Genomic DNA, 25,617 nt, shown 5'->3' with positions numbered 1-25,617 from the left:
TGCGTTATGGCGCTGCAAAAAGGATGACAAAACCTCATCCGGATATCGTGTTTTCCGCGAGCATCTGGCATCCCAGACGCAAGTTTCGCCGCTGCTATTGGCAGACCGCCCGTGTCACGAAATTTTCCGTCTTGCAGTCGTTCGGGCCGCGCTTATGGCCGGGCAAAAAGACCAGCGGCGAGCATTTCTCTGACGCGTCGGTGTCGATGCCCTTGCCTTCCTTGAAGCCCTTACTCTGGCACAGCCGGTCGGCGCCGGTCTTGCAATCCGGCGCACCGTTCGAGGCCACCACGCAAGCCGCGCGCCCGGTCACCACCGTCGAAGGGCGCGCCATGTTCGACAGGTCGTCGAGGGTCTCGCCGGGGCTCTTCAGCGGCGGCAGCACCGACTTCGACTTTTCGAACAGCTTTCCGATTTCGTTGATCAGCCCGGGATTCTCGCGCTCGACCGGCGCAGGCGGCAACTCGATCTGCTGCTGAGGCTCGACAGGCTGCTGCGCCGGCGACTGCACGCCGAGCGCGGGCGGCGCGGTCTGGCCCCAGCCGCGATCGTGGGGCGCCATCGCCATCGACAGCGCAAGGCCTGCCAGCGCGACGCGCGCCTTCGCGAGCGTGAGTCCGGCGAGCGTGAGCCTGGCGAGGCTAAGCCCGGCAGGATTGAGCAAATCCTCGATTCCGTGAGCCATCGCAGCAAGCGTAACCCGAAGCCGGGCGCAGGCAAAGCCGCGAAGGATTAGATCAGCTTGAATGCGACAACAAAGCCCAGCACCAGCACGATCGCGAAAATCGCGACCCACAGGCCGAGCCGCTTCTCGAGCTCGGCGCGGATGACATCGCCATAGCGGTTGAGCAGCACCGCAACGACGAAGAAGCGGCCGCCGCGCGTAATGATCGAACACAGGATGAACAGCCAGATGTTGTAGCCGGCAAAACCCGACGTGATGGTCACGAGCTTGAAGGGGATCGGCGTGATCCCCTTCGCCAGGATAATCAGCGCGCCATACTCGGCGTAGGAAGCGCGGAATGCGTCAACCTTGTCTTCGAGACCATAGAGATGGATCAGCCACTGCCCGAGCGAGTCGTAGAGCAGCGCGCCGATCGCATAACCGAGCAGGCCCCCGGCGACCGAGGCGACGGTGCACACGGTCGCGAACCACCATGCCCGCTTCGGCCGCGCCAGCGACATCGGCAGCAGCATGATGTCGGGGGGGATCGGGAAGAAGGAGCTCTCGGCGAACGCAACGGCCGCGAGAATCCACAGTGCGTAGGGCTTGTCGGCCGCGTCGACGCACCAGTCGTAAATCCGTTTCAACATGGGCGCGATGAACCATCATGGAGCGGATTTGTCCATGCCGGGAATGAGCCGAATTCGGTTGATTTTACGGCTGCCGTTTGCGCAGCCGGTTCTCCAGCGCGACAATTCGACGCCGAACCACCGGGACCGCCGCGGTCTTGGAAAGGCTCTTGGAGACCTTGACCGGCGACTTCGGCAGCTTCTCGGCAATCCCGAGCAGCCGCTCGCGCCGCTCCATCTCGCGCCAGACATCGTCCGGCTTCACGCCGGCCGAGGCCCAGAGCACCGTCAGATTGTAGAGCAGGTCGGCGCTCTCGCGGACCACGGCGTCCGGCTTGCCGCTGATGGCATCGATCACGACCTCGACCGCTTCCTCGGCGAGCTTCTTGGCCATCTTGGCCGGCCCGCGCTGGAACAGCCGTGCCGTGCGCGACGTTGCCGGATCAAGATCCCTGGCCGCGATCACCGCCTCGTAAAGCCGCTCGATCGAATCACTCATCCCTCGAGCCTAATCGAAACGCCTCGCCAGCGTGTTAACGGCACAATTGAAAAATCCACCGGCCTTGCAGCCGGTGAATTCGATGTTTTGTGACAGTTCTGAGAACTGCCGACGCATGTCAGTACGGCGCGTGTCAGTACGGCGTGTAGGGCAGCTGCGAGCGACGCCCGTAATAGCCGTGATAACCATAGTACGGCCCACCGCCATAATAGACCGGGCCACCACCGTAATAGGCGGGACCACCGTAGTAGCCCGGACCACCGTCGTAGTAGCCATAGGAGTCGTAGTAGTCGCGGCGGCTCTGGGCTGCGGCGATCGCAAGACCCGTGCCGACGATCCCGGCAAACGCAGCCGCCGCGCCACCGCCGCCATAGTAACGACGGCGCGCGCTGATGTCGGTCGCGCTGCTCGTGCCGTGCGATGTTGTCACGGCGGACGCCCTGCCTGTCGCAGCAGAGCCTGCGAACGCCATCGTCGGCTCGACGGCCGTCAACGCCACCGCGGCAACCGTTGCCAATGTGGCTGCGCGGCCAATAGACGAAAAAACACCTTTTCGCGCAAACATTGCAGTCATCCTTTGTGGAAGCCGGCCCGTTGGGCCCTGGTTCGCTAACCACCTCCTCTAGATTAGGTTCCCCAAACCGAACGCAAGCTGAACAACCCTTAGGTGAAGCAGGTCAAACCTTCGGCAGTCATCGGCCGTTCACCTTGGTCGAGGCAAAATGCAGCAACTAACGCTTGAAATTCACGCTTGAACTGCAGCTTTCCTTGGCGCATTCGATGATGTGAAACAGGCGCAGCCGGCGCGGCACTTTGTCTCGCCTCCCGGATGTCATGATGCAGGTAAGTCGGACCACCGTTCTCCGCTGGATATTGGCCGGCATGATCGGCCTCTCGGGCGGCGTGTGGCCGGTCGTTGCGCCGCTGCGCGCCGGCGATGCGCCGCAGCCGCTCACCATCCAGTTCACGCTCGATCGTCCGCTCGATGCGGCCGCGGCACCCTTCGTGATGGCGTCGTCGGGCGGCCTGTTCAGCGCCGAGGGCCTCAGCGTCGGCACCAACGTCGCCACCAGCTCGGCGGACGCCATCGCGCGCGTCGCCGACGGCTCGAGCGATTTCGCGCTCGTCGACATCAACTCGCTGATCCGCTTCCGCGACGAGCCTGGTGCCGCCCCCGTCAAGGCCGCGTTCGTGCTGTTCAACCAGGCACCCTATGCGATCATTGCCCGCAAGAGCCGCGGCATCAACGCGCTGACCGATATCCAGGGCAAGAACCTCGGCGTCGCCGAGGGCGACCTCTCGATCCGGCTGTGGCCCGCGGTCGCGAAGCAGAACGGCATCAAGCTGTCGAGCGTGAAGCAGAACACGATCAGCGCCGCGGTGCGCGAGCCGATGCTCTCCGCCGGCCAGGTCGATGCCGTCACCGGCTTCTCCTATCTCTCGGCGATCAATCTGCGCGATCGCGGCGTGCCTGCCGATGATCTCGCGGTGCTGCGTTTCGCCGACTATGGCTGCGAAGCCTATGGCTTTGCGGTGATCGTCAACCCGCGCCTTGCGGCAGCAAAGCCGGACGCGGTCAAAGGGTTCGTGCGCGCGGTGATCGGCGGCACCAACCTCGCCGTCAAGGACCCTCCTCGTGCAGCGAGCGAGGTGGCGAGCCGGATGGACGGCGGTTCGCGCGATCTGGAGCTCGAGCGGCTCACCGCCATCATCCGCGACAACATCCTGACCGCCGAGGTGAAGCGCAACGGCATCGGCGGTATCGACCCGGCCCGCTTCGAGCGCTCGGTCGACCAGCTCGCGGAGGACTTCAAATTCCAGAAGCGGCCGCACGCCGCCGACATCTTCGACGACCAGTTCCTGCCGCCGATCGATGGCCGGCTGGGAAATTGAGGCTAGCCCACTTCGTCGTCATGCCCGGGCTCGTCCCGGGCATCCACGTTTTCATCGCCGCTCGCAAGAAAGACGTGGATGGCCGGGACAAGCCCGGCCATGACGAAGCGTGATGCATCGCCGCCCCGCTGGCCCTCGCTGGCGAACCCTGATTAGATCGTATCGCGCCTGATCGGGCGTCCACCGCTTACGAGTCCCGCCGGCATGTCCATGCTTCGCCTCTATACCCGCGTCCTCGAACTGCTCGGCAAGGAGGCGCGGCTCGGCTGGATCCTCGCCGTCGCCAACATGCTGCTCGCCGCCGCGCAATTCGCCGAGCCGGTGCTGTTCGGCAAGATCGTCGACGTGCTGTCGGGCCGCCCGGTCACCGGGCTGTTCGCGACCTCCTCGGCATGGCCGCTGCTGGCGGCCTGGGCGGCGTTCGGCCTGTTCACGATCGGATGCAGCGCGATCGTCGCGCTCCAGGCCGATCGGCTGGCACACCGCCAGCGCCAGGCGGTGCTGACAGGTTATTTCGAGCACATCCTGCAGCTGCCGCTGACTTTCCACTCCGGCACCCATTCCGGACGGCTGATGAAGGTGATGCTGAACGGCACCGATGCGCTGTGGCGGCTCTGGCTCGGCTTCTTCCGCGAGCATTTCGCCGCGATCATGTCGCTGATCGTGCTGCTGCCGCTCGCGCTCTACATCAACTGGCGGCTGGCGATCCTGCTGTTCGTGCTTTGCGTGGTGTTCACGGTGCTGACCACGCTGGTGGTGCGCAAGACCTACGGCATGCAGAGCGAGGTCGAGGCCTATTACAGCGACCTCTCGGCGCGCGCCTCGGACGCGCTCGGCAACGTCGCGCTGGTGCAGAGCTTCGTGCGGATCGATTCCGAGGTGCAGGGCCTGCGCTATGTCGCCGACAAGCTGCTCGCGGTGCAGATGCCGGTGCTGTCATGGTGGGCGCTGGTCACCGTGATCACACGCGCCTCGACCACGATCACGGTGCTCGCGATCTTCACCGTCGGCATCGCGCTCCACAATGAGGGCCTCACCACGGTCGGCGAGATCGTGATGTTCGTCTCGTTCGCCACCATGCTGATCCAGAAGCTCGAACAGGTGGTGAGCTTCATCAACAACGTCTTCATGGAAGCGCCGCGGCTGCAGGAATTCTTCGACGTGCTCGATGCGGTGCCGGCGGTGCGCGACCGGCCCGGCGCGATCGATCCCGGCCGGCTGTCGGGCCTCGTCGAGTTCAACGACGTCTCATTCTCCTATGACGGCAAGCGGCCGGCGATCGAGGATCTCTCCTTCACCGCGTTGCCCGGCCAGACCATCGCGCTGGTCGGCTCGACCGGCGCGGGCAAGTCCACCGCGATCGCGCTGCTGCATCGCGCGTTCGACCCGCAATCCGGCATCATCAAGATCGACGGTATGGACATCCGCGCGATGAAGCTGACGGCGCTGCGGCGGAACATCGGCGTGGTGTTCCAGGAGGCGCTGCTGTTCAACCGCTCGCTCGCCGACAATCTGCGCGTCGGCAAGCCCGATGCGACCGACGAGGAGTTGCGCACCGCCGCGGCGCGCGCGCAGGCGCTGGATTTCATCGAGCGCAGCGACAAGAAATTCGAGACCCATGCCGGCGAGCGCGGCCGCATGCTCTCCGGCGGCGAACGGCAGCGGCTGTCGATCGCGCGTGCGCTGCTCAAGGATCCGCCGATCCTGATCCTCGACGAGGCGACCAGCGCGCTCGACGCGGTCACCGAGGCCAAGGTGAATGCTGCTCTCGACGAAGTGATGAAGGGCCGCACCACCTTCGTGATCGCGCACCGCCTCTCGACCATCCGTCACGCCACCCGCATCCTGCTGTTCGACCAGGGACGGGTGATCGAAAGCGGAACTTTCGATGAACTGGTAGCAAAAGGCGAGCGTTTTGCCGATCTCGCGCGTGCCCAGTTCATGGTCCAGGAGCAGGCGCGCGCCGGCATCGAGACACCATAATTCTCCCCTTTCCAATTGAGGCGGCTGCCGAAATTCAGCCGATTTCGTCCACGATATAATCGGCCGGCCTCTGTTCTCTGCTGGCAAGCCGGTATAGGGTTTGCATCGCCGCAATGCGGCGCCGGACACGCTTGAAACCCGTACGTCACATCGCAAGACCTCCTTCTCTTGAAGGCGGGTCTCAAAGGACCGGAACCGGATTCGTGCATTTTCCTCGCTCGCTGTTGCGCCCGTCACTGAAATCGATTCTGGCCGTCGCGATGCTCGTCATCGCAGCGCCTCAGATGGCGCGGGCCGAAGCGCTGCTGGTGGTCGAGGCCGATTCCGGAAAGGTGCTGCAGGCCGACAATGCGACGATGCCGTGGTATCCGGCTTCGCTCAGCAAGCTGATGACGGCCTATGTGACGCTGAAGGCAGTCAAGGACGGCCGCGTGTCGCTCGACACCCTGCTCACGGTGTCGCCGACCGCATCATCGCAGTCGCCCTCGAAGATGGGCTTCCGGCCCGGCACCCAGGTCACCGTCGACAATGCGCTGAAGATGATGCTGGTGAAGTCGGCCAACGACATGGCCGTGGTGCTGGCCGAGGGCGTCGGCGGTTCGATCGACGGCTTTGCAGGGATGATGAACCAGACCGCGCAAAAGCTCGGCATGACGCAGACGAGCTATGTCAATCCGAACGGCCTGCCCGCCGACGGCCAGATCACCTCGGCGCGCGACATGGCGATCCTCGCCCGCGCCATCATCCGCGACCTGCCGGAATACGAGTATTTCGTCCACATCCCCTCGATCCGCTTCGGCCGCCGCATCACCCAGAACTTCAACAAGCTGATCGGCCGCTATCCCGGCGCCGACGGCTTCAAGACCGGCTTCATCTGCGCCTCCGGCTACAATCTCGTGGCGTCGGCGACGCGCGACGGCAAGCGGCTGATCGCGGTGGTGCTCGGCGCCTCCTCGGGCCGGATGCGCGCGATCCGCGCCGCGCAGCTCCTGGATCGCGGCTTTGCCAATAATGGGCTGGCGTGGCTGCGGCCGTCGCTCGGCACCGTCGACAATCTGGTGCCGATCGATTCCACGCCGCCGAACCTGCGCGAGGAGATGTGCGGCGCCAAGCACAAGCGGCCCGCCAGCGACGAGGACGGCGAAGACACCATCGCCAGCGCCGGCGCGAGCACCAATGGCGACAGCGGCGTGAGCTTCTTCGCCTCGGGCCTGCAGGCCGCGATGCCGCCGACAAAACCGGCCGACATGCTGGCGCAGCCGGCGGCGGCCTCCGAACCGGTCGTGGTTTATACGGGGCCGACCAAGACCGGCGCTGCGCTGATCGCCGCGGTCGAGGCCGACACCGAGAAGACGCAGCCGGTCAAGCGCGCCAAGGGCAAGCACGCCCGGGTCGCAGGCAAGAAGCCCGATACGGCAGACGACGTGAAGGACGGCACCAAGAGCGCCGCCAAGTCCGACAGCAAGTCAGACAGCAAGCCGGCGGCCAAGCCCGTGCGCCACGCCAACGCCAAGCCGGATGCCGCAGCTGCGAAGCCGGCCTCGGACAAGCCGGCCGCCGCAAAGCCTGCCGGCAAGCCGGCGGCGGCAAAGCCTGCTGCGAAGCCGAAAGCTGCCGACAAGCCGAAAGCCGACGCCAAGCCGGCCGGCTAGCGGCGCGCCGCCCCCTCCGATCTCCCAATGCGTCGATCGCGCGCAGCGGCTTGCCATTGGCCGCGGCATCGCTCAATACTGCCCGAAATACCGCGACCAAGAATAATACGACCCAGGGTCGAGAAACCCGGAAGCAATCCGGGACATCAGCCAAATTTGAGAGAGGGAAAGACCATTATGGAGCGCATCTGGCTCAAGCATTATCCGGCCGGCGTGCCCGCCGACATCGACGTCACGCAGTATTCGTCGCTGGTCGAATTGCTGGAAGAGAGCTTCAAGAAATTCGCCGATCGCAAGGCGTTCATCTGCATGGACAAGGCGATCACCTATCGCGAGCTCGACGAGATGTCTGCGGCGCTCGGCGCCTATCTGCAGAGCAAGGGCCTGCAAAAGGGCGCGCGGGTCGCGCTGATGATGCCGAACGTTCTGCAATATCCGGTCGCGACCGCCGCGGTGCTGCGCGCCGGCTATGCCGTGGTCAACGTCAATCCGCTCTACACGCCGCGCGAGCTCGAGCACCAGCTCAAGGATTCCGGCGCGGAGGCGATCATCGTGCTGGAGAACTTTGCCACCACCGTGCAGAAGGTGCTGCCGAACACCGCCGTGAAGCAGGTGATCGTCGGCAGCATGGGCGATCTGCTCGGCCTCAAGGGCGTGATCGTCAATTTGGTGGTGCGCCGGGTGAAGAAGATGGTGCCGGCCTGGTCGATATCAGGCGCTGTTACGTTCAACGAGGCGCTGTCGGCCGGCCGCTCCGCCAGACTCAACAAGCCGAAGTTGACGCTCGATGACGTTGCCTTCCTGCAATATACCGGCGGCACCACGGGCGTCTCCAAGGGAGCGACCCTGCTCCACCGCAACATCCTGGCCAACGTGCTGCAGAACGACGCCTGGCTTCAGCCGGCGCTGGCAAAGCCGCCGATCGTCGAACAGATGGTCATCGTCTGTGCGCTGCCGCTCTATCACGTCTTCGCGCTCACCGCGTGCTATCTGCTCGGCATGCGTGCCGGCGGCACCAATCTGCTGATTCCGAATCCGCGCGACATGGCGGGCTTCGTCAAGGAACTGTCGAAGTACCAGGTCAGCTTCTTTCCGGCGGTCAACACCCTCTACAATGGCCTGCTGAACACGCCCGGCTTCGACAAGCTCGACTTCTCCAAGCTGAAGATTGCCAACGGCGGCGGCATGGCAACGCAAAGGTCCGTCGCCGAGAAATGGTTGAAGGTCACGGGCATCTCGTTGTCGGAAGGCTATGGCCTGTCGGAGACGTCGCCGACCCTGACGTGCAATCCTGCCACGATCGAGGAGTTCTCCGGGACGATCGGCCTTCCCGTCCCGTCGACCTGGCTCTCGATTCGCGACGACGACGGCAACGAGTTGCCGCTCGGCGAAGCCGGCGAGATCTGCGCCAAGGGTCCGCAGGTGATGTCAGGCTACTGGAACAGGCCGGACGAGACCGCGCGCGTGATGACGGCGGACGGCTACTTCCGCACCGGCGACATCGGCGTGATGGACGAGAAGGGCTATACCAAGATCGTCGACCGCAAGAAGGACATGATCCTGGTCTCCGGCTTCAACGTCTATCCGAACGAGATCGAGGAAGTGATCGCGAGCCATCCCGGCGTGCTGGAATGCGCCGTGATCGGCGTGCCCGATGCGAAGTCCGGCGAGGCAGTGAAGGCCTTCGTGGTCAAGAAGGACCCGAACGTCACCGCCGAGGACATCATCAAGTTCAGCGCCACCCAGCTCACCGCCTACAAGGTGCCGAAGCAGATCGAGTTCAGGACCGATTTGCCGAAGACCAATGTCGGCAAGATCCTGCGTCGCCAGCTGCGCGATGAGAAGAAGGCTGCGGCCTGACACCGACCGGCGGGCGTTGGACGGACATGACCGGCGCTCGCATCGCGACGCCCGCCGACATCCTCGCGTTCTGGCTGAAGGCCGGCCGCGACCGCTGGTACGCGCGCGACGACGCCTTCGATGCCGAGATCCGCAGCCGCTTCCTCGCCACCTGGCAGAAAGCAGCCGCCGGCGAATTGTCGTCATGGGAGGCGAGCGACGAGGGCGCGCTGGCGCTCACCATCGTGCTCGACCAGTTTCCGCGAAACCTATTTCGCGGCGACGCCAGGACCTTTTCAAGCGATGCGCTGGCGCGTGACGTGGCAAGGCGCGCGATCGACCGTGGCGTCGATGCGCGGACCGATCCGCTGCTGCGCGAATTCCTCTATCTGCCTTTCGAGCATTCGGAGGAACTCGCCGACCAGCAGCGCTGCGTCATGCTGTTCCGGCAATATGACTGCCATCCCGACAACCTCAGATACGCCGAGGACCACGCCGACATCATCCGCCGGTTCGGCCGCTTCCCGCACCGGAATCGCGTGCTGGGCCGGCAGAGCACGGCCGAGGAGCAGGCCTTTCTCGACGCCGGCGGGTTTTCCGGCTGATGACGGAACGGTGACGATGGCCGGGCATTGCCGTTCTTCGGCGAGCCCGTATTGTGCCTTGCCGTAGCCGGGTCTAAGACAGTTCCGCTTCACCGAGGGAGAACGACGATGACGATCAATGTTGGCGACAAGCTGCCGGAAACCAAGTTTCGCGTGATGACCGCCGAGGGTCCGCAGGTCAAGACCACCGACGACATCTTCAAGGGCAAGAAGGTCGCCCTGTTCGCGGTGCCCGGCGCCTACACCGGCACCTGCCACAAGATGCATCTGCCGAGCATCTTCCTCAACGCCTATGCCCTGAAGAACAAGGGCGTCGACACCATCGCGATCGTGTCGGTCAATGACGCCTTCGTGATGAACGCCTGGAAGCGCGACACCGACCAGCGCGACGAGGCCGTCTTCCTCGCCGACGGCAATGCCGACTTCACCAAAGCGATCGGCATGGAGCTCGACGCCTCCGGCAACGGCCTCGGCATCCGCTCCCACCGCTACTCGATGCTGGTCGAGGACGGCGTGGTGAAGAAGCTCAACAAGGAGCCGGCTCCGGGCAAGGTCGAAGTCTCCGGCGGCGACACGCTGCTCGGTCAGCTCTGAGCTGACGGCCCACGCACACAGTCATCGCCCAGCCTGTGCGCAATTGCGCACATGGACCGGGCGATCCAGTACGCCGCGGCCTCTCGTTTCAATCACCACTGTCTCTGGAATACTGGATCGCCCGCCTTCGCGGGCGATGACAGTTTTGGAAATGGCAACAGGCGGCGCTTGCGCGCCTAGCTCTTCAACCTCGCCATCGCCACACCTTCGCGCGCCAGCTCATCTGCGCGTTCGTTCTCGGCGTGGCCGGCATGGCCCTTGATCCAGTGCCAGCGCACCTCATGCGGCTTCAGCGCGGCGTCGAGGCGCTGCCACAGCTCGACATTCTTGACCGGCTTCTTGTCGGCGGTGCGCCAGCCGTTGCGCTTCCAGCCATGGATCCAGCCGGTGATGCCCTGGCGGACGTACTGGCTGTCGGTGGTGAGGTCGACCACGCAGGGCTTCTTCAGGGCTTCGAGCGCCGAGATCGCCGCCATCAGCTCCATGCGGTTGTTCGTGGTGTGCGCCTCGCCGCCCTTCAATTCCTTCTCGACGTCACCGAATCGGAGGATCGCGCCCCAGCCGCCCGGTCCCGGATTTCCGGAGCAGGCACCATCGGTGAAGACGATCACATGCGGCTTGTCGCTCACGCCGCGCATCCTGCCGGCGTGATGCCGTAGTCGCTGAGGCTAGCGACATTCTGCTGGAAGCGCAGCTTGCGGACGTATTCCAGCGGGTCCTTCGGCTGCACCAGCGCGCCTTCCGGCACGTTGAGGAAATCAACCAGGCGCGTCAGCAGGAAGCGCATCGATGCGCCGCGCGCAAGCAGCGGCAGCGCGGCCTCTTCCGCCGCCGACAACGGCCGCTCGCGCCCATAGGCCTTGAGCAGCGCGCGCGCCTTGGTGACGTTGAAGGAATGATCCGGCTCGAAGCACCAGGCGTTGAGGCAGATCGCGACGTCATAGGCCAGGATGTCGTTGCAGGCGAACGGGAAGTCGATCAGGCCCGACAGTCTGTCGCCGAGAAAGAAGACGTTGTCGGGAAACAGGTCGGCATGGATCACGCCGACCGGCAGATCCGATGGCCACGAGGCCTCGAGATGATCGAGCTCGCGCGCGATGAAGTCGTGCAATCCGGCCTGCACGCTGTCGGCTCGCGCGGCGGCGAGAGCAAACAGCGGCCGCCAGCCGGAGACCGACAGCGGGTTCTTGCGGACCAGCGGAAAGTCGGCACCCGCGAGATGCATTTTTGCCAGCGCCTCGCCGACACCCGAGCAGTGCGCCACGTTCGGCCGCCGCGGCCAGACGCCCTCGAGGAAGTTGATGATCGCCGCGGGTCGGCCGGCGAGCCGGCTGGTGACCTCGCCCTTGCGGTTCCGCGCCGGCTGCGGGCACGACACGCCACGCTCGGCGAGATGCGCCATCAGCGACAGGAAGTACGGCAGATCGTCTTCCGCCACGCGCTTTTCGTAGAGCGTGAGAATGTAGGCGCCCTGGCTGGTGTGCAGCAGGAAGTTCGAATTCTCGACGCCCTCGGCGATGCCCTTGTAGGAGAGCAATTCGCCGATGTCGTAGCTTTTGAGGAATTCCGCGAGGTCTTCGGCGGCAACGTCGGTGTAAACCGCCATATGGTCTATTCCGCCGCGGCAGCGTCAGGCCGCAGCGAACGCGGCAGCGGGAAGAACTCGTTCTCTTCCGCGGCCGAGACCGTCTCCACGTGCAGTTCGTAACGCTCGGCGAAGGCGCCCATGATCTCCTCGACGATCACTTCCGGGGCAGAAGCGCCCGCCGTGATGCCGAGGCTCGTGATGCCTTCGAAGCGATCCCAGTCGATGTCGCTGGCCCGTTGGGCAAGAATCGCGATGGGGCACCCCTCACGCTCGGCGACCTCGCGCAGGCGCTGCGAGTTCGACGAGTTCGGCGCGCCGACCACGATCAGGGCATCGACCACCGGCGCCACCTTCTTCACCGCAAGCTGGCGGTTGGTGGTGGCGTAGCAGATGTCTTCCTTGTGCGGGCCGTTGACGTTCGGGAAGCGCTGCTTGAGCAGCGCCACGATCTCCGCGGTGTCGTCGATTGACAGCGTGGTTTGGGTCACAAAGGCGAGATTGTCGGGATCCTTCGGGACGAAGGTTTTGGCATCCTCGGCCGTCTCGATCAGGGTCACGGCGCCTTCCGGCAGCTGGCCCAGGGTGCCGACCACCTCGGGGTGATGGGAGTGCCCGATCAGGAGGATCTCGCGGCCGCGCTTGAAATGGATCGCCGCCTCGCGGTGGACCTTGGTCACCAGCGGGCAGGTCGCGTCCAGCGAGAAGAAATTGCGGGATTTCGCCTCGGCGGGAACCGATTTCGGAACACCGTGGGCCGAAAACACCACCGGCGCGTTGGTATCGTCGGGGATTTCGGCCAATTCCTCGACGAAAATGGCGCCTTTGGTCTTCAGGCTGTCCACCACGTACTTGTTATGGACGATTTCGTGCCGGACATAGACCGGGGCACCATAAATGGTGAGCGCGCGTTCGACCGTGTCGATGGCGCGGACCACCCCGGCGCAAAAGCCGCGGGGGGAACAAAGCACGATTCTAAGATCGGGTTTTTTCGCTGACATCAGGCTGTCTCGGGGCAATCTCGGGACCGAATCACCCCTCGCCGGCGGGCGGGGAACGGCCAGTTAAGGTAAGGACTTGGGACTGCTTTCGGGCGCTGTCAAGGCGATTTTGCTGGCCCATTGCGCCATTCCCCCCTGAGGGCTTATATAGGCGCCATAATTCCCGTCATCGCCGATGACTACCAGCTTCGCCTCGACAGAGGTGGGCGAAGCACAAAGGAGATTTGCCATGAGCAACGCACCGCTGATGCCGAAGGCGACTGCCGTGTGGTTGGTCGATAATACCGCCCTGACCTTCGATCAGGTGGCCGATTTTACCAAGATGCACCCCCTCGAGGTCCGCGCCATCGCCGACGGCGACGCCGCCCAGGGCATCAAGGGCATGGACCCGATTTCGAACGGCCAGCTGACCCGCGAGGAGATCGAGCGCGGCGAGCGCGACCAGAACTACCGCCTCAGGCTCCAGGAGAGCAAGGTGGTGCTGCCCACCGCCGCCAAGAAGAAGGGCCCGCGCTACACCCCGGTGTCGCGCCGCCATGAGCGGCCGAGCGCGATCCTCTGGCTGGTACGCAACCATCCGGAGCTGAAGGACGCCCAGATCATGCGGCTGGTCGGCACCACCAAGACCACGATCGCGAGCGTGCGCGACCGCACCCACTGGAACGCCTCGACCCTGACCCCGATGGATCCGGTGACGCTCGGCCTGTGCTCGCAGATCGAGCTCGATTTCGAGGTACAGCGCGCCGCCAAGGAGAAGCCGACCACGACGGTCTACGGCGGCGCCACGCTGCTGCCGGCCTCCGAGACCACGCGCAAGGACGAGGACGATCAGCCGATCGAGAAGCACGACGATCTCAACGTCGATGCCGTGTTCGCCAAGCTGAAGACGATCGGCGGCAAGAAGCACGACGACGAGGAAGAGTAAGCGTGGCCTAAGCAACCCGAAGACCGGAATACAGAACGCGGCGGGACAACCCGCCGCGTTTTTGTTTGGGAGCACGGGTAGTCTTGATTCCGCGAGTGTTGCGCCGGCTTCGCTTACCCGAACGTGAAGCGCCGGTGGGCGAAGTCGAGCAGCGGACGTTCGAAATATCGATAGCTCAGGGCGCACAGGCCGAACGTCAACGCGAGCGCGCCGAAGGTCAGCGAGATGCCGGCGAGGCTCTCGACCGTTCTCGGTTGATGGAGCACGGCGAACAGCAGGTACGCGATGACATGGTGGGTGAGATACGCCGCGTAGGACGTTTTGGCGAAGAAGTTCGCGACCGAGCTGCGCAGCAGCGCGAGTTTTGGCGAGCCGCGATTGTCCAGAACGACGAACAGCAGCGAGCCGAAGAAGATCTCGACCTGGGTGTGCGACAACGCCACCGACCAGCGCTTCCACCCGAACAGCCACAGCAGGGGAAGCGAAAGACTAGACCATTTCAGGATGTCTGCGACGCGTTTGGAGACCTCGGCATCCGGCTTGCGATAGAGACGCCACCAGGCGATCAGCGCCCCGATCGCCAGCGAATCGAACCTGAATTGCGGGAGCACATACCAGCCGTAAAGGTCCGGCAGCGGGCTATCGATCAGGCGCCCGATCGGGCAGATCAGGATTGGCACGAGCAGGATCGCGAACAGCCGCTCGGGCGGAATGTTCCGGACCAGCAGCGGAAACAGCAGATAGAATTGCTCTTCGATCGCGAGCGACCAGGTGACGGCCAGCCAGTAAGCGCCATCGGTCTGGGCCTTGGCCATTCCGAAATTCTGCAAGCCGAAGAGATACAGCCAGCCGGGAACGCCCCTGGTATCGAATAAGTGCGGGCTTAGCGAAAAATACCAGCCGATCAGAGCGACACCGCACATCAAATAGTAAAGCGGCCAGATGCGAAACGCACGCCTGCCGTAGAAGGCCGAGTAATACCGCTCGGCCGCGCGGTGTCGCAGCAGAATATCCGTGATGAGATAGCCGGACAGAATGAAGAAGAGATCGACGCCGAAGCGGCCGACATGCAGCAGCTTCCACGGCCAGCCTTCCGGCCCGTCCGGCGTGCCGAAATAGTGCCAGATGACGACGATCAACAGCGCGATCGCGCGCAGCCCGTCGAGCTCTCCGATCCTGTCACGCTTCAACGCGAGCTCGCCTTCCAAAAGCACAGGATCAGGTCTCATCCAAAACAGGGACTCATTTTCGTATGCGGCGAGCCGATACCTTGCAGGAATTGGGCTCGGCGGCGGTCACGCATACCCTATCGGCCGGGCAACAACCACGGCGCCTAGTGTCCCGAATCCGAAGTTCGCATCATTTGCCGCACTTTCGGAACGAACTTCGGATTCGATAAGGACACTAGCAAACTTATGATTCCAGTGTGCTTTATGAATGCGAAGTTGGTGAAAGCGGCTGCCGCGAAATCGCACGAACTTCGCATTCAGCACACTAGTGCACGTCCGGATGGTTCATCATGTATTCGCCGAGATCGCGCTGCCGGCGGTCGGAGCGGACTTCGGCATTCTGGCGCTGCACGTCGCGATCCTTGCGGCAGGCGACATATTCCGGCGAGCCGACCGCAGCCCTGGCCTGACAATACTGATTGTCATCGCCCATGCTCTCGGCGATCGGTGACCGCCCGCGTTCGAGGCAGCCGGCCAGGAGCGGCAGTGCAAGCAGCAATGCAAGGGGCGCGCGTGCGGAAATGGATCGCATCCGTGGGTCCGTATCTCATAGCCTGTTGGAAGGCCGGGATGCCCCGGTAATCCATCAAAATCAAGGCCGTTTTGCTTCGAAATGCGTTTCGAAGACGTGCTGTCCGCGATTGCGCGGTTCGCGCCCCGATCGATCATCGCGCCCGGGGCCACCCCTCTCCCCGACCCTCCCCCGCAAGGGGGGAGGGAGCCCTTCCGCTAGTGGCTCCCTCACGTCAGGTGAGCACGCCTATCAGGCTCCCTCCCCCCTTGCGGGGGAGGGCGGGGAGAGGGGTGCCACACCACGCGCTGTCTCAACAGCAGACAACAACAAGCTACGCTTTCCCCTGCAGCGCCTCGCCGATTTCGTCGAGCACTTTCGGGTCCTCGATCGTCGCCGGCATGGTCCAGGGCTCGCCGTCGGCGATCTTCTTGATGGTACCGCGCAGGATCTTGCCCGAGCGGGTCTTCGGCAGCCGCGCCACCGTGATCGCGAGCTTGAACGCCGCAACCGGCCCTAGCTTCTCGCGCACCAGCGCCACGACCTCCTTCTCGACCTGATCCGGCGCCTTGGTGACGCCGGCCTTCAGCACCAGGAAGCCGCAGGGCACCTCGCCCTTGATCGCATCCTTGACCCCCAGCACGGCGCATTCGGCGACATCGGGATGCGAGGCGAGGATCTCTTCCATGCCTCCGGTGGAGAGCCGGTGGCCGGCGACATTGATGATGTCGTCGGTGCGGCCCATCACCCAGACGTAGCCGTCCTCGTCCTTGTAGCCGGCATCCGAGGTCTTGTAGTAGCCGGGGAATTCCGAAAGGTACGCATCCCGGAAGCGATCGTCCTGCTGCCACAGCGTCGGCAGGCAGCCCGGCGGCATCGGCAGCTTGATCACGATCGAGCCCATCGTGCCTGCGGGGACAGGCTTCGCCGCCTCGTCGACGATGTCGACCTGATAGCCCGGCATCGGCACCGTCGGCGAACCATGCTTGACGGGCAGCATGCCCAAGCCCACCGGATTGCCGGCGATGCACCAGCCGGTCTCGGTCTGCCACCAGTGATCGATCACCGGCACCTTGAGCTGCTGCTCGGCCCATTCCACGGTCGGCGGATCGGCGCGTTCGCCGGCGAGAAACAGGGTGCGGAAGCGCGAGAGGTCGTAGCTCCTGAGCAGCTTGCCTTCCGGGTCTTCCTTCTTGATCGCACGAAACGCGGTCGGTGCGGTGAAGAAGGCCACCGCCTTGTGCTCCGAGATCACGCGCCAGAACGCGCCGGCATCCGGCGTGCCGACCGGTTTGCCCTCATACATGATCGTGGTCGCGCCGTGGATCAGCGGACCATAGACGATGTAGGAGTGGCCGACCACCCAGCCGATGTCGGAGCCGCACCACCAGATCTCGCCGGGCTTCACGCCGTAGAGATTCTCCATCGACCATTTCAGCGCGACGAGATGCCCGCCATTGTCGCGCACGACGCCCTTCGGAATTCCGGTCGTGCCCGACGTATAGAGGATGTAGAGCGGATCGGTGGCGGCGACCGGCACGCAGGGCGCGGCCTTGCCGGCGTCGAGCGCGGCACGGCGCAGCGTCGCCCAGTCATGATCGCGGCCGGCGATGAGCTCGCAACCATGCTGCGGCCGCTGCAGGATGATGCAGGTCTCGGGCTTGGTGCCGGCGAGGCGGATCGCTTCATCGAGCAGCGGCTTGTACTGCACGATGCGCCCGGGCTCGATGCCACAGCTCGCCGAGAAGATCAGCTTCGGCTTGGCGTCGTCGATGCGGGTCGCGAGCTCCTTGGCCGCGAAGCCGCCGAACACCACGCTGTGCACCGCGCCGATCCGCGCGCAGGCGAGCATCGCGACCACGGCCTCCGGCACCATCGGCATATAAAGGATGACGCGATCGCCCTTGGTGACACCGAAATCCTGCATGATCGCGGCAAGCGCCTGCACTTCCTTCAGCAGCTCGGAATAGGTGAATTTGGTGATCGTGTTGCTGAGCGGGGAATCGTGGATCAGCGCGACCTGGTCGGCGCGGCCGCGGGCGACATGGCGATCGAGCGCGTTGTAGCAGGTGTTGACCACGGCGCCAGTGAACCAGCGTCCATAGGTGCCCGTCGCCGGATCGTAAATCTTCTTGGCCGGCTCGATCCAGTCGATCTCGCGCGCCGCTTCGGCCCAAAAACCCTCGGGGTCCCGAAGCGAGCGGGCATGCACCTCATGATACCGGCTCTGCTGCTGGACGTTCATCGCGCTTCTCCCTCGCCTCTCTCCATCGTCGTGGCCGGGCATGACGAATATGGATGGTTGGCTCTCTTTGGCGTCATTGTCATGGGCCTGACCGATAATTCAAGCCGTAAATGACCAACGTTAGCACTAGTAGCCGTCGACCCCGTTGATTTGCCGCAACCGCTCGCGCATCGCCGTTTGCAGGTCGTAGCCCGGCCTGCCAAACTCAGCGTTGCGGCGGGCGATGAAGTCATCCTGCGCGCGCTGCAACTCGCGCGCCTGACGTGGATCCTTTGCCTCGCGCACCGCGCGGAAGGTCGATGCGCCGATCTCGCGATCGAGATCGGCAAGTGCGGGATCGGCGCAGATCGCCTTCTCCACCGGCCGGCGCGCCTTGCGGCAATCGAAGCTCGGCTTGCCGGCGACCGCCATCAAGGCGCCGATCCGCTCCAGTTCCAGCGACAGCGATTTGTAGTTGGCCTTGGCGGCGGCGTGATCGGGGTTGAGCTTGACGGCGGCGCCGAAATCCATGATCGCCTTGGGCCGGTCGCCCTTGCGGCGCCACATCTCGCCGCGCGCATTGTGTACATCGGCAAGCGACGGATCGAGCTTGAGCACGGTGTCGAAGTCGGCGATCGCGCGGTCGATCATCTGCTTGCGATCATATGCGCCCGCCCGCGCCGTCAGGGCCTTGATGCGATCCGGCCTTGCCGCCTTCTCATTGTCGACCAGCGCACCGCAGGTCTCGATGGTCTTGTCGTCGTCGGCTGCCGCCGCCGCGGCCATGCAGGGCCCTGCATCGGCCTGCACGTCCTTGCCGGGCTCGCTGCTCGCCGCACGCGCAAAGCCTGATGGCAGCGTGACCGACAGGCAAACGCACAGCAATGCCGGGATCAGATTGAAGGCCGGATTGAAGGTCAGATTGGCAGAGTTGCGTCGCATTCCACTCACCGACAAGACATCCCTCACTTGCGCCTGAAGCGCCGGCTCCGATTTCCGGCAGTGCGATTTGGCGCAAAACCACACGCTGGATTATACGTCAATTGCGACGATCGGCTGCACTTGGAGCCGCACTTTTGGGGGTTCGCCTTGCTCACGTTCGAATGGATCATCGGCCTGTTGCTCGCAGCGGTGGCGCTGTCGGCGCTGGCGCGGCGGATCAAGGTGCCCTATCCGACCTTCCTTGCGCTCGGTGGCGTGCTGCTGACCCTTTTGCCATGGGCCCCGACCTGGGCACTGGAACCGAAACTGGCGCTGGCGCTGTTCGTGGCACCCGTGCTGCTCGATGCCGCCTTCGACACCTCGCTGCGCGATCTCCGCAACAACTGGCTGCCGGTCTCGACGCTGGTTGTGGTCGCGGTCGGCGTCACCACGGTGGCAGTCGCCGTGGTCGCGCGGTGGCTGCGCCCGGACATGCCCTGGCCGGTTGCGATTGCGCTCGGCGCCATCGTGGCGCCGCCGGACGCAGCCGCTGCCACCGCGATCCTGCGCCAGGTCAGCCTGCCCTACCGAATCCAGAAGATCCTCGAGGGCGAGAGCCTGCTCAACGACGCCACCTCGCTCCTGATCTATCGGGTCGCGGTCGGCCTGGTCGCCGCCGAGCACATGAAGATCCGCGAGTTCGTACCCTCCATCGCGGTGGCGCTGGTGGGCAGCCTCGCCGCCGGCTATCTGTTCGCGCAGGTCTGGATGATGATCACCCGCCGCATCACCGAGGCGCCGAGCGCGATCATCACGCAATTCGGCGGCACCTTCATGGTGTGGATCACAGCCGAGCATCTCGGGCTGTCCGGCATCCTCACCATCATCGCCTATGCGATCACTATCGCCCGCACCGCGCCGGCCCGCACCTCGGCGCGGCTGCGCGTGTCGTCCTATGCGGTGTGGGAAACCGTCGTCTTCGTGCTCAACGTGCTGGCCTTCATGCTGATCGGCCTGCAACTGCGCCCGATCTGGTCCGAGCTCGATACCGACGTACGATGGAAATATTGCAGCTTCGCCGCCGCGATCCTTGTCGTCGTGATCCTCGCCCGCATCCTCTGGGTGATGCCCTACGGCGCACTGCTGCGCACGCTGAAGTCGCGCCATTGGCTGCCGGCGCACGTGGTGGACGCCGTGCCGACCCCGAAGCGCGGCTTCATCGTGTCGTGGTGCGGCATGCGCGGCATCGTCACACTGGCGGCGGCGTTTGCGCTGCCTGAATGGTTTCCATACCGCGACCTGATCCTGCTGACCGCGTTTGCCGTGGTGCTCGGCTCGCTGGTGATCCAGGGCCTGACCTTGCGGCCGCTGATCATGGCGTTGAATTTCGACGACGACGATCCGGTCGGACGCGAGGCGGCTCATGCCCGCAGCGTCGTATTTCGCGCAGCCCTCGACGAGATCGACGCGGACCCGTCCGAGGAGGCCGAGATCCTCCGGCTCGAATATCGCGCCGTACTTGACCGCGCCGAGAACGACCCGGACGGCGGCCTGACCTCACGCGAGCTGCCGGCAGATCCGCTACGCCGCCGCGCCATCGCGGCAGCGCGTCAAGCTCTGCTCAAGCTGCGCCACACCGAGACCATCGGCGACGACGCGTTCCATCTGGTCGAGGAAGAGCTCGACCGCGCCGAGCTCAGCGTCGAGGCTTAGTCAACCTGGATCAGGATAAGGGCGCGGTACGCGCGAACTCTATCTCCGTCATTGCGAGCGATGCGAAGCAATCCATAGCGCCGCTTGCCGTGACATGGATTGCTTCGTCGCTCACGCTCCTCGCAATGACGGGATGGATAGGTTCACGTCCCTCTCATGCACCGGATTTGGAGGTGATGCCGCCGTCGACCACGAGCTCGATGCCGGTGATATATTTCGATTCGTCCGAGGCGAGGAACAGCGCGGCGTTGGCGACGTCCCAGGCGTCGCCCATGTGCCCCATCGGGACCTGCGCGTCGCGCGCACGCCACATCGCCTCGACGTCGCCCTTGGCGTAGCTCTGCGCCAGCCCCGCCGAATGCGCCACCATCGGCGTCTTCATCAACCCGGGCAGGATCGCGTTGACGCGGACATGCTTGGAGGCGAACTCGACTGCGGTCGAGCGCGTCATCTGGTTCATCGCCGCCTTGCTCGCATTGTAGCTGACATAGGAAATGCCGACATGGCGGATCGAGGCGATCGAGGAGATGTTGATGATCGAGCCGCCGCCCTGCTTGATCATGACGGGAATGACGTGCTTCATCGACAGATAGGCGCTCTTGAGATTGACCGCGAAGACGCGGTCCCACTCGGCTTCCGCCACTTCCACCACGCTGCCGACCTCGGCGATACCGACATTGTTGTCGAGCACGTCGATGCGGCCATAGGCCTTCAGGCAGGCCGCGACCATCGCCTCGACCTCGCCGGCGCGCGAGACATCGGCGGTGAACGCCGCCGCCTTGCCGCCCTCGCCGGTGATGATGCCGACGGTCTCTTCCGCCGCGGCACCATTGCGATCGACGCAGAACACGCTGGCGCCCTCGCGCGCGAAGGTGACGGCGGTCGCCTTACCATTGCCCCAGCCCGGCCCGATCGAGCCCGCCCCGACCACCATCGCAACCTTGCCCTTGAGCCGATCCATCGCCTGTTCTCCGTTGTTATTCGTTATGGCCCGCAAACACGCATCGTGGTGACATTAGCACCGATCGGATGTCCGAAAATCTCCGATAGCGTCTGGCAGCGTCCCGCATGGCACAGGTGCCATTCGCCGGCAGCAGCGGAATTGCCGAGCACCACTTCCGGCCTCGGCGCCGGCGGCAGCGACCATTGAAACCAGCCATCGACGAGCCGCGCCTCCGGCGGCGGCTCCATGCCGGCGCCGGTGCCTTTGATGCGCGCCTGTTGCAACGTCAGCCCGGCCGGCGTGACCAGCCAGTCTTCCTGCCAGGCGCTCTTCTCGATCGAATGCGTCCAGGCGAGCGTGAAGGCGGCAATCGACAGCGTCTTCACGACTCCGGCGGATGCAAGGCAGAGGCTCAAGCCGCCGTCACCGCATCGCGCGGGCGCTGCCGCCATTGCCAGAGCACGACGCCTGCGGCGAGCGTGAAGCCGGCCGTATCCGAGAAGCGGAAATCGCCGAGCAGGCAGAGCGCGGCGCCGAAGGCAACCACGATCTCGATGAAGGTCAGCCGCGTAAACAGGAAGCCGATCGCGACGATGCCGAACAGGGCGATCGCCACCAGCGCCTTGAAGGTCGCCAGCGCCACCGCGCCGTAGAAGCCGAGCTGAGCCTGCATCGGATCGCCGGCCTGCAGCATCAGCGCCGGCGAATAGACGAAGATGAACGGAATGACGTAGCCGGCAAGCGCGATCCGCATCGCCTCCCAGCCGATCTTGTCCGGATTCTCCTTGGCGATCGGCGCCGCCGCGAGTGCGGCGAGCGCCACCGGCGGCGAGAGATCGGCCATGATGCCGTAATAGAACGCAAACATATGGCTTGCGATCAGCGGCACGCCGAGCTTGGCGAGCGCCGGTGCCGCGAGCGCCGCCGTGATGATGTAGGTCGGAATGGTCGGGATGCCGGTGCCGAGCAGGATCGACAGCAGCATGGTCATGATCAGCGCCAGGAACAGGCTCTTGGCGCCGAGCCCGATGATCCAGCTGCCGAAGATGGTGCCGACGCCGGTCTGCGTCATCATGCCGATGATGGTGCCGACGATGGCACAGGCCATGCCGACGGTCAGCGCCGATTTGGCGCTGTCGGCGAGCGAGTCACGGCAGGCCCTGAGCGTGGCGCGGCCACCGCGCGTGATCGCCGCGATCACGATCAATCCTGCTACGACGCCGGCGACCGGAACGATCTCGAGCCCGTGGCGCGACACCGCGGCAACCACCAGCGCAAGCCCGATCCAGAAGATGGTGCGCACCACCGTGTTGGAAAAGCCGAGCGTGATGCTGGCGCCGAGGATCAGCGCAACCGTCAGCGCGAGCCCCATGCTGCCGGCATAGAGCGGCGTAAAGCCTTCGAACAGCATGTAGACCAGCGCCGCGAGCGGCAACACCAGATACCAGCGCGCCACCAGCGCCTTCCAGGCGCTCGGAATCTCCGAGCGCTTCATGCCGACGAGGCCATGCTTGCCGGCTTCCAGATGCACCATCCAGAACGCCGAGGCGAAATACAGGATCGCCGGAATCACCGCGGCCTTGACGATCTCCGAATAGGGCACGCCGAGCGTCTCGGCCATGATGAAGGCGACCGCGCCCATCACCGGCGGCATGATCTGGCCGCCCATCGAGGCGGTGGCCTCGACGCCGGCTGCGAACGCGCGGCGGTAGCCGAACTTGATCATCAGGGGAATCGTGAACTGGCCGACGGTGACGACGTTGGCGACGCCGGAGCCCGAGATCGTGCCCATCATGCCGGAGGCGAACACCGCGACCTTGGCCGGGCCGCCGCGGGTGCGCCCGAACAGGCCGAGCGAGACATCGGTGAAAAGCTGGATCATGCCGGCGCGCTCGAGGAACGAGCCGAACAGGATGAACAGGAAGATGTAGGTCGCCGAGACGTAGATCGGCACGCCGTAGAAGCCTTCGGTGCCGAACGAGAGATGGGTGACGATCTGGTCGAAGTCGTAGCCGCGATGATTGAACGGCGACGGCAGATATTGTCCGAAGAACCAGTACAGCAGACAGGCGCCGCACATCAGCGGCAGCGCCGCCCCCATCAGCCGTCGCGTGCCCTCGAAGATCAGGACCGCGAGCAGCGTGCCGACCGCGAGGTCCGTGTTGGTCGGATCGCCGTCGCGTGCGATCAAATCGGCATAGAAGATCCACTGGTAGAGCCCGCAGAGGAAGCCGCTCGCGCCGACGATCCAGCTCACCGCGCGGCCGAAATCGGTTTTCGCGGTGAAATTGCCGATCAGGCCGAAGGTCAGAAGGATCAGGAAGCCGACATGGACGCCGCGCACCACCTGGCTTGGCAAATAGTTGAAGGCTGCGACATAGAGCTGGAACACTGCGAAGGCGAGACCGATGGCATAGGCCAGATGCCCCCAGGCGCCGGGGCCGAAACCTTCCGGAAAGCCATGCTCGAAATTGTCGAATTCAACCTTGATGGGCTGTTCGCCCGCAACCTGCTGCTGCATTGAATGAAGTCCCCCGCCGTGCCCGCGGCGCTTATAGCATTTGGGCTGCCGCCAAATTCGTCATGGCCGGGCTTGTCCCGGCCGTCCACGTCTTTTGCGCGACCGTTGCCGAAAAACGTGGATGCCCGGGACATCTGCGCGAAGACGCGCTTCGCGCTGTTGCCCGGGCATGACGGCGAATATGTCTTCGCGGCTCCTACTTGATCAGGCCCTTTTCCTTGTAATAGCGGATCGCGCCGGGATGCAGCGGCACCGGGCTGCCGGTCGCGGCGGCCGCGAGCTTGATCTCCTTGCCCGCGGCATGGGCATTGGCGAGCTCCGGCAGCGATTCGTAGACCAGCTTGGTCATCTGGTAGGCGAGATCGTCCGACACCGCGCTCGAGGTGACGAGGTAGTTCACGACCGCAGCGGTCGGTACATCCTTGTCCTGGCCGGTATAGGTGTTGGCCGGGATGATCACGGAGACGAAGGGCGGACCGATCTTGTCGACCGTCTCCTTCGGCACGGCGACCACGGTGATCTCGCTCGAGGTCGAGAGGTCCTTCAGCGAGGCGACGCCGAGGCCGGCGGATTGCAGCGTGGCGCTCAGCTGGCGGTTCTTCATCAGGTCGACCGATTCGGCGAACGGCAGATACTCGACCTTGCCGAGATCCTTGTAGCTCATGCCGGCGGCGGCGAGGATCGCGCGCGAGTTGAGCTCGGTGCCGGACTTCGGCGCGCCGACCGACAGGCTCTTGCCCTTGAGATCGGCCAGCGTCTTGATGCCGCTTTCGGCGGTGGCGACGATCTGGATGTAGTTCGGATAGATCGCGCCGATGGTGCGCAGCTTGTCGAGCTTGTTCTTGAAACCGGCCTCGGCGTCGCCTTCCCAGGCGGCCTTCAGCGAATCGCCGAGCGTGAAGGCGATCTCGCCGCGGCCCTGCTGCAGCAGCACCAGATTCTCGACCGAGGCCTTGGTCGCCTGCACCTGGGTCTTCACGTCAGGGATCTTGTCGCCGTAGATCTTCCCGATCGCGACGCCGAGCGGATAGTAGACGCCCGAGGTGCCGCCGGTGAGCACGTTAATGAACTGCTGGGCCTGCGCGACGGGCGCGGCCAAAACACTGGCTGCCGCGATCGCGGCAGCCATCAACCTGGAATTCATGAGCATTATTCTCCCCTGAGCCGGGCCGGAAATTGGCCGCACGTCCCCGCCGGGTCAACCCATCCAAATGACGCATGCGCGGCCAAAATCCCTGATGGCAGCACCAGTTTACCTGCGCGGGAACTCGGCGCGTGCGAGCGGGTTGAGATGCGCAATCTCGCCGCGAGGTATCACTTGCAGCCGTCCGGGACGACGACCGTCGAGCGCGCGCTTGACGCGTTGAACTTCTTCCTCGCCGACGTGCGGGACGGGCTCGGCCCCTATCTTGCTATCTACCTGCTGACTGAACGGAAGTGGGACGAGGCCTCGATCGGATCGGTAATGTCGATCGCGGCGATCGCCGGCATAGTCGCCCAGACGCCGGCCGGGGCCCTAATCGACCGCAGCCGCGCCAAGCGCGCCCTGATGATATCAGCGGCCATTGCCGTGACCGCCGCGTGCCTGCTGCTGCCGCTGCTCGACCACTTCGCGCTGGTCGCCGCGACCCAGGCGCTCGCCGCCGCGAGCGGCTCGGTGTTCGCGCCGGCGATCGCCGCGGTGAC

General features: G+C 64.6%; 24 protein-coding genes. 9 read left to right on the top strand and 15 right to left on the bottom strand.

Going from position 1 to position 25,617, the window contains the following annotated elements; all coding sequences use genetic code 11:
• Positions 1-94: 94 nt before the first annotated feature.
• From H8A92_RS12270 to H8A92_RS12255, 4 genes are all read right to left on the bottom strand, one after another.
• The gene (locus tag H8A92_RS12270) at positions 95-685 is read right to left on the bottom strand and encodes a hypothetical protein (RefSeq protein WP_229196040.1); all 591 of its coding nucleotides are present in this window, start codon (positions 683-685) and stop codon (positions 95-97) included.
• Between the two features lie 47 nt (positions 686-732).
• Positions 733-1,314: a YqaA family protein gene (locus H8A92_RS12265; protein ID WP_229196039.1), complete on the bottom strand. Its 582-nt coding sequence runs from the start codon at positions 1,312-1,314 to the stop codon at positions 733-735.
• Positions 1,315-1,378: 64 nt separating this feature from the next.
• Positions 1,379-1,792, bottom strand: a complete 414-nt coding sequence (hisE, locus tag H8A92_RS12260; RefSeq protein WP_229196038.1) for a phosphoribosyl-ATP diphosphatase — start codon at positions 1,790-1,792, stop codon at positions 1,379-1,381.
• 133 nt (positions 1,793-1,925) lie between these two features.
• Positions 1,926-2,357 (bottom strand): hypothetical protein, encoded by a 432-nt coding sequence (locus tag H8A92_RS12255; RefSeq protein WP_229196037.1) that lies wholly within the window; start codon positions 2,355-2,357, stop codon positions 1,926-1,928.
• A 272-nt stretch (positions 2,358-2,629) separates the two neighbouring features.
• Between H8A92_RS12255 and H8A92_RS12250 the strand changes: the two genes are divergently transcribed.
• From H8A92_RS12250 to H8A92_RS12225, 6 genes are all read left to right on the top strand, one after another.
• The gene (locus H8A92_RS12250; RefSeq protein ID WP_229196036.1) at positions 2,630-3,685 is read left to right on the top strand and encodes an ABC transporter substrate-binding protein; all 1,056 of its coding nucleotides are present in this window, start codon (positions 2,630-2,632) and stop codon (positions 3,683-3,685) included.
• Positions 3,686-3,889: 204 nt separating this feature from the next.
• Positions 3,890-5,668, top strand: a complete 1,779-nt coding sequence (locus H8A92_RS12245) for a glucan ABC transporter ATP-binding protein/ permease (protein ID WP_229196035.1) — start codon at positions 3,890-3,892, stop codon at positions 5,666-5,668.
• A gap of 203 nt (positions 5,669-5,871) precedes the next feature.
• Entirely contained in the window at positions 5,872-7,320 is a 1,449-nt protein-coding gene (locus H8A92_RS12240) for a D-alanyl-D-alanine carboxypeptidase family protein (protein ID WP_229196034.1), read from the top strand.
• A gap of 177 nt (positions 7,321-7,497) precedes the next feature.
• Positions 7,498-9,180, top strand: coding sequence for a long-chain fatty acid--CoA ligase (locus H8A92_RS12235; protein ID WP_229196033.1), 1,683 nt, complete (start codon positions 7,498-7,500; stop codon positions 9,178-9,180).
• Between the two features lie 26 nt (positions 9,181-9,206).
• Positions 9,207-9,764: a DUF924 family protein gene (locus H8A92_RS12230; protein ID WP_229196032.1), complete on the top strand. Its 558-nt coding sequence runs from the start codon at positions 9,207-9,209 to the stop codon at positions 9,762-9,764.
• A gap of 108 nt (positions 9,765-9,872) precedes the next feature.
• Positions 9,873-10,358, top strand: a complete 486-nt coding sequence (locus tag H8A92_RS12225; RefSeq protein ID WP_229196031.1) for a peroxiredoxin — start codon at positions 9,873-9,875, stop codon at positions 10,356-10,358.
• Between the two features lie 176 nt (positions 10,359-10,534).
• Here the strand turns inward: H8A92_RS12225 and rnhA are convergent, their stop codons facing one another.
• Genes rnhA through ispH form a run of 3 tightly spaced genes read right to left on the bottom strand, consistent with a single transcriptional unit; the run spans position 10,535 to position 12,944 of the window.
• A complete protein-coding gene (rnhA, locus tag H8A92_RS12220) occupies positions 10,535-10,996 on the bottom strand; it encodes a ribonuclease HI (RefSeq protein ID WP_229196030.1) in 462 nt (153 codons plus the stop codon).
• Positions 10,984-11,964 carry a homoserine kinase gene (locus H8A92_RS12215; RefSeq protein WP_229196029.1) on the bottom strand — a complete coding sequence of 327 codons (981 nt, stop codon included), beginning with the start codon at positions 11,962-11,964 and terminating at the stop codon, positions 10,984-10,986. Before H8A92_RS12215 ends, rnhA begins: the two co-directional genes overlap by 13 nt.
• Positions 11,965-11,969: 5 nt before the next feature.
• A complete protein-coding gene (gene ispH / locus H8A92_RS12210; protein ID WP_163159704.1) occupies positions 11,970-12,944 on the bottom strand; it encodes a 4-hydroxy-3-methylbut-2-enyl diphosphate reductase in 975 nt (324 codons plus the stop codon).
• Positions 12,945-13,173: 229 nt separating this feature from the next.
• Here ispH and H8A92_RS12205 point away from each other — a divergent pair, with 229 nt between their 5' ends.
• Positions 13,174-13,869, top strand: coding sequence for a DUF1013 domain-containing protein (locus H8A92_RS12205; protein ID WP_163159705.1), 696 nt, complete (start codon positions 13,174-13,176; stop codon positions 13,867-13,869).
• Positions 13,870-13,982: 113 nt separating this feature from the next.
• On the opposite strand, the gene H8A92_RS12200 is transcribed toward H8A92_RS12205, so the two are convergent.
• The 4 genes from H8A92_RS12200 to H8A92_RS12185 form a co-directional block, all read right to left on the bottom strand.
• Positions 13,983-15,059 carry an acyltransferase family protein gene (locus tag H8A92_RS12200; protein WP_229196028.1) on the bottom strand — a complete coding sequence of 359 codons (1,077 nt, stop codon included), beginning with the start codon at positions 15,057-15,059 and terminating at the stop codon, positions 13,983-13,985.
• Between the two features lie 304 nt (positions 15,060-15,363).
• Positions 15,364-15,630 (bottom strand): hypothetical protein, encoded by a 267-nt coding sequence (locus H8A92_RS12195; RefSeq protein ID WP_163159707.1) that lies wholly within the window; start codon positions 15,628-15,630, stop codon positions 15,364-15,366.
• Between the two features lie 313 nt (positions 15,631-15,943).
• Positions 15,944-17,854 carry a propionyl-CoA synthetase gene (locus H8A92_RS12190; RefSeq protein ID WP_229196027.1) on the bottom strand — a complete coding sequence of 637 codons (1,911 nt, stop codon included), beginning with the start codon at positions 17,852-17,854 and terminating at the stop codon, positions 15,944-15,946.
• 126 nt (positions 17,855-17,980) lie between these two features.
• A complete protein-coding gene (locus H8A92_RS12185; RefSeq protein ID WP_229196026.1) occupies positions 17,981-18,775 on the bottom strand; it encodes a hypothetical protein in 795 nt (264 codons plus the stop codon).
• A gap of 147 nt (positions 18,776-18,922) precedes the next feature.
• Here H8A92_RS12185 and H8A92_RS12180 point away from each other — a divergent pair, with 147 nt between their 5' ends.
• Positions 18,923-20,467 carry a cation:proton antiporter gene (locus tag H8A92_RS12180; RefSeq protein WP_229196025.1) on the top strand — a complete coding sequence of 515 codons (1,545 nt, stop codon included), beginning with the start codon at positions 18,923-18,925 and terminating at the stop codon, positions 20,465-20,467.
• Positions 20,468-20,621: 154 nt separating this feature from the next.
• Here the strand turns inward: H8A92_RS12180 and H8A92_RS12175 are convergent, their stop codons facing one another.
• From H8A92_RS12175 to H8A92_RS12160, 4 genes are all read right to left on the bottom strand, one after another.
• The gene (locus H8A92_RS12175) at positions 20,622-21,428 is read right to left on the bottom strand and encodes an SDR family NAD(P)-dependent oxidoreductase (protein ID WP_229196024.1); all 807 of its coding nucleotides are present in this window, start codon (positions 21,426-21,428) and stop codon (positions 20,622-20,624) included.
• 23 nt (positions 21,429-21,451) lie between these two features.
• Positions 21,452-21,862: a DUF1850 domain-containing protein gene (locus H8A92_RS12170; RefSeq protein ID WP_229196023.1), complete on the bottom strand. Its 411-nt coding sequence runs from the start codon at positions 21,860-21,862 to the stop codon at positions 21,452-21,454.
• Positions 21,823-23,931, bottom strand: coding sequence for a TRAP transporter permease (locus tag H8A92_RS12165; RefSeq protein ID WP_229196022.1), 2,109 nt, complete (start codon positions 23,929-23,931; stop codon positions 21,823-21,825). Before H8A92_RS12165 ends, H8A92_RS12170 begins: the two co-directional genes overlap by 40 nt.
• Before the next feature lie 196 nt (positions 23,932-24,127).
• Positions 24,128-25,075 carry a TAXI family TRAP transporter solute-binding subunit gene (locus tag H8A92_RS12160; RefSeq protein WP_229196021.1) on the bottom strand — a complete coding sequence of 316 codons (948 nt, stop codon included), beginning with the start codon at positions 25,073-25,075 and terminating at the stop codon, positions 24,128-24,130.
• A gap of 147 nt (positions 25,076-25,222) precedes the next feature.
• On the opposite strand from H8A92_RS12160, the gene H8A92_RS12155 reads away from it, so the two are divergent.
• On the top strand, positions 25,223-25,617 hold a 395-nt coding region (locus tag H8A92_RS12155; protein ID WP_229196020.1), incomplete at its 3' end, for an MFS transporter.

The organism is Bradyrhizobium acaciae (genome assembly GCF_020889785.1).
GTDB lineage: Bacteria > Pseudomonadota > Alphaproteobacteria > Rhizobiales > Xanthobacteraceae > Bradyrhizobium > Bradyrhizobium acaciae.
Note: the sequence above shows the minus strand (reverse complement) of the source record. Positions and strands in the feature narration are given on the sequence as shown.

Coding starts and splice junctions, on each gene's coding strand:
- H8A92_RS12250 (WP_229196036.1), top strand. CDS start 2,630: ATGCAGGTAAGTCGGACCACCGTTCTCCGCTGGATATTGGCCGGCATG.
- H8A92_RS12215 (WP_229196029.1), bottom strand. CDS start 11,964: ATGGCGGTTTACACCGACGTTGCCGCCGAAGACCTCGCGGAATTCCTC.
- H8A92_RS12205 (WP_163159705.1), top strand. CDS start 13,174: ATGAGCAACGCACCGCTGATGCCGAAGGCGACTGCCGTGTGGTTGGTC.
- H8A92_RS12190 (WP_229196027.1), bottom strand. CDS start 17,854: ATGAACGTCCAGCAGCAGAGCCGGTATCATGAGGTGCATGCCCGCTCG.
- H8A92_RS12270 (WP_229196040.1), bottom strand. CDS start 685: ATGGCTCACGGAATCGAGGATTTGCTCAATCCTGCCGGGCTTAGCCTC.
- ispH (WP_163159704.1), bottom strand. CDS start 12,944: ATGTCAGCGAAAAAACCCGATCTTAGAATCGTGCTTTGTTCCCCCCGC.
- H8A92_RS12185 (WP_229196026.1), bottom strand. CDS start 18,775: ATGCGACGCAACTCTGCCAATCTGACCTTCAATCCGGCCTTCAATCTG.
- H8A92_RS12160 (WP_229196021.1), bottom strand. CDS start 25,075: ATGAATTCCAGGTTGATGGCTGCCGCGATCGCGGCAGCCAGTGTTTTG.
- H8A92_RS12265 (WP_229196039.1), bottom strand. CDS start 1,314: ATGTTGAAACGGATTTACGACTGGTGCGTCGACGCGGCCGACAAGCCC.
- rnhA (WP_229196030.1), bottom strand. CDS start 10,996: ATGCGCGGCGTGAGCGACAAGCCGCATGTGATCGTCTTCACCGATGGT.
- H8A92_RS12245 (WP_229196035.1), top strand. CDS start 3,890: ATGTCCATGCTTCGCCTCTATACCCGCGTCCTCGAACTGCTCGGCAAG.
- H8A92_RS12170 (WP_229196023.1), bottom strand. CDS start 21,862: ATGGCGGCAGCGCCCGCGCGATGCGGTGACGGCGGCTTGAGCCTCTGC.
- H8A92_RS12255 (WP_229196037.1), bottom strand. CDS start 2,357: ATGTTTGCGCGAAAAGGTGTTTTTTCGTCTATTGGCCGCGCAGCCACA.
- H8A92_RS12235 (WP_229196033.1), top strand. CDS start 7,498: ATGGAGCGCATCTGGCTCAAGCATTATCCGGCCGGCGTGCCCGCCGAC.
- H8A92_RS12195 (WP_163159707.1), bottom strand. CDS start 15,630: ATGCGATCCATTTCCGCACGCGCGCCCCTTGCATTGCTGCTTGCACTG.
- H8A92_RS12230 (WP_229196032.1), top strand. CDS start 9,207: ATGACCGGCGCTCGCATCGCGACGCCCGCCGACATCCTCGCGTTCTGG.
- H8A92_RS12225 (WP_229196031.1), top strand. CDS start 9,873: ATGACGATCAATGTTGGCGACAAGCTGCCGGAAACCAAGTTTCGCGTG.
- hisE (WP_229196038.1), bottom strand. CDS start 1,792: ATGAGTGATTCGATCGAGCGGCTTTACGAGGCGGTGATCGCGGCCAGG.
- H8A92_RS12175 (WP_229196024.1), bottom strand. CDS start 21,428: ATGGATCGGCTCAAGGGCAAGGTTGCGATGGTGGTCGGGGCGGGCTCG.
- H8A92_RS12165 (WP_229196022.1), bottom strand. CDS start 23,931: ATGCAGCAGCAGGTTGCGGGCGAACAGCCCATCAAGGTTGAATTCGAC.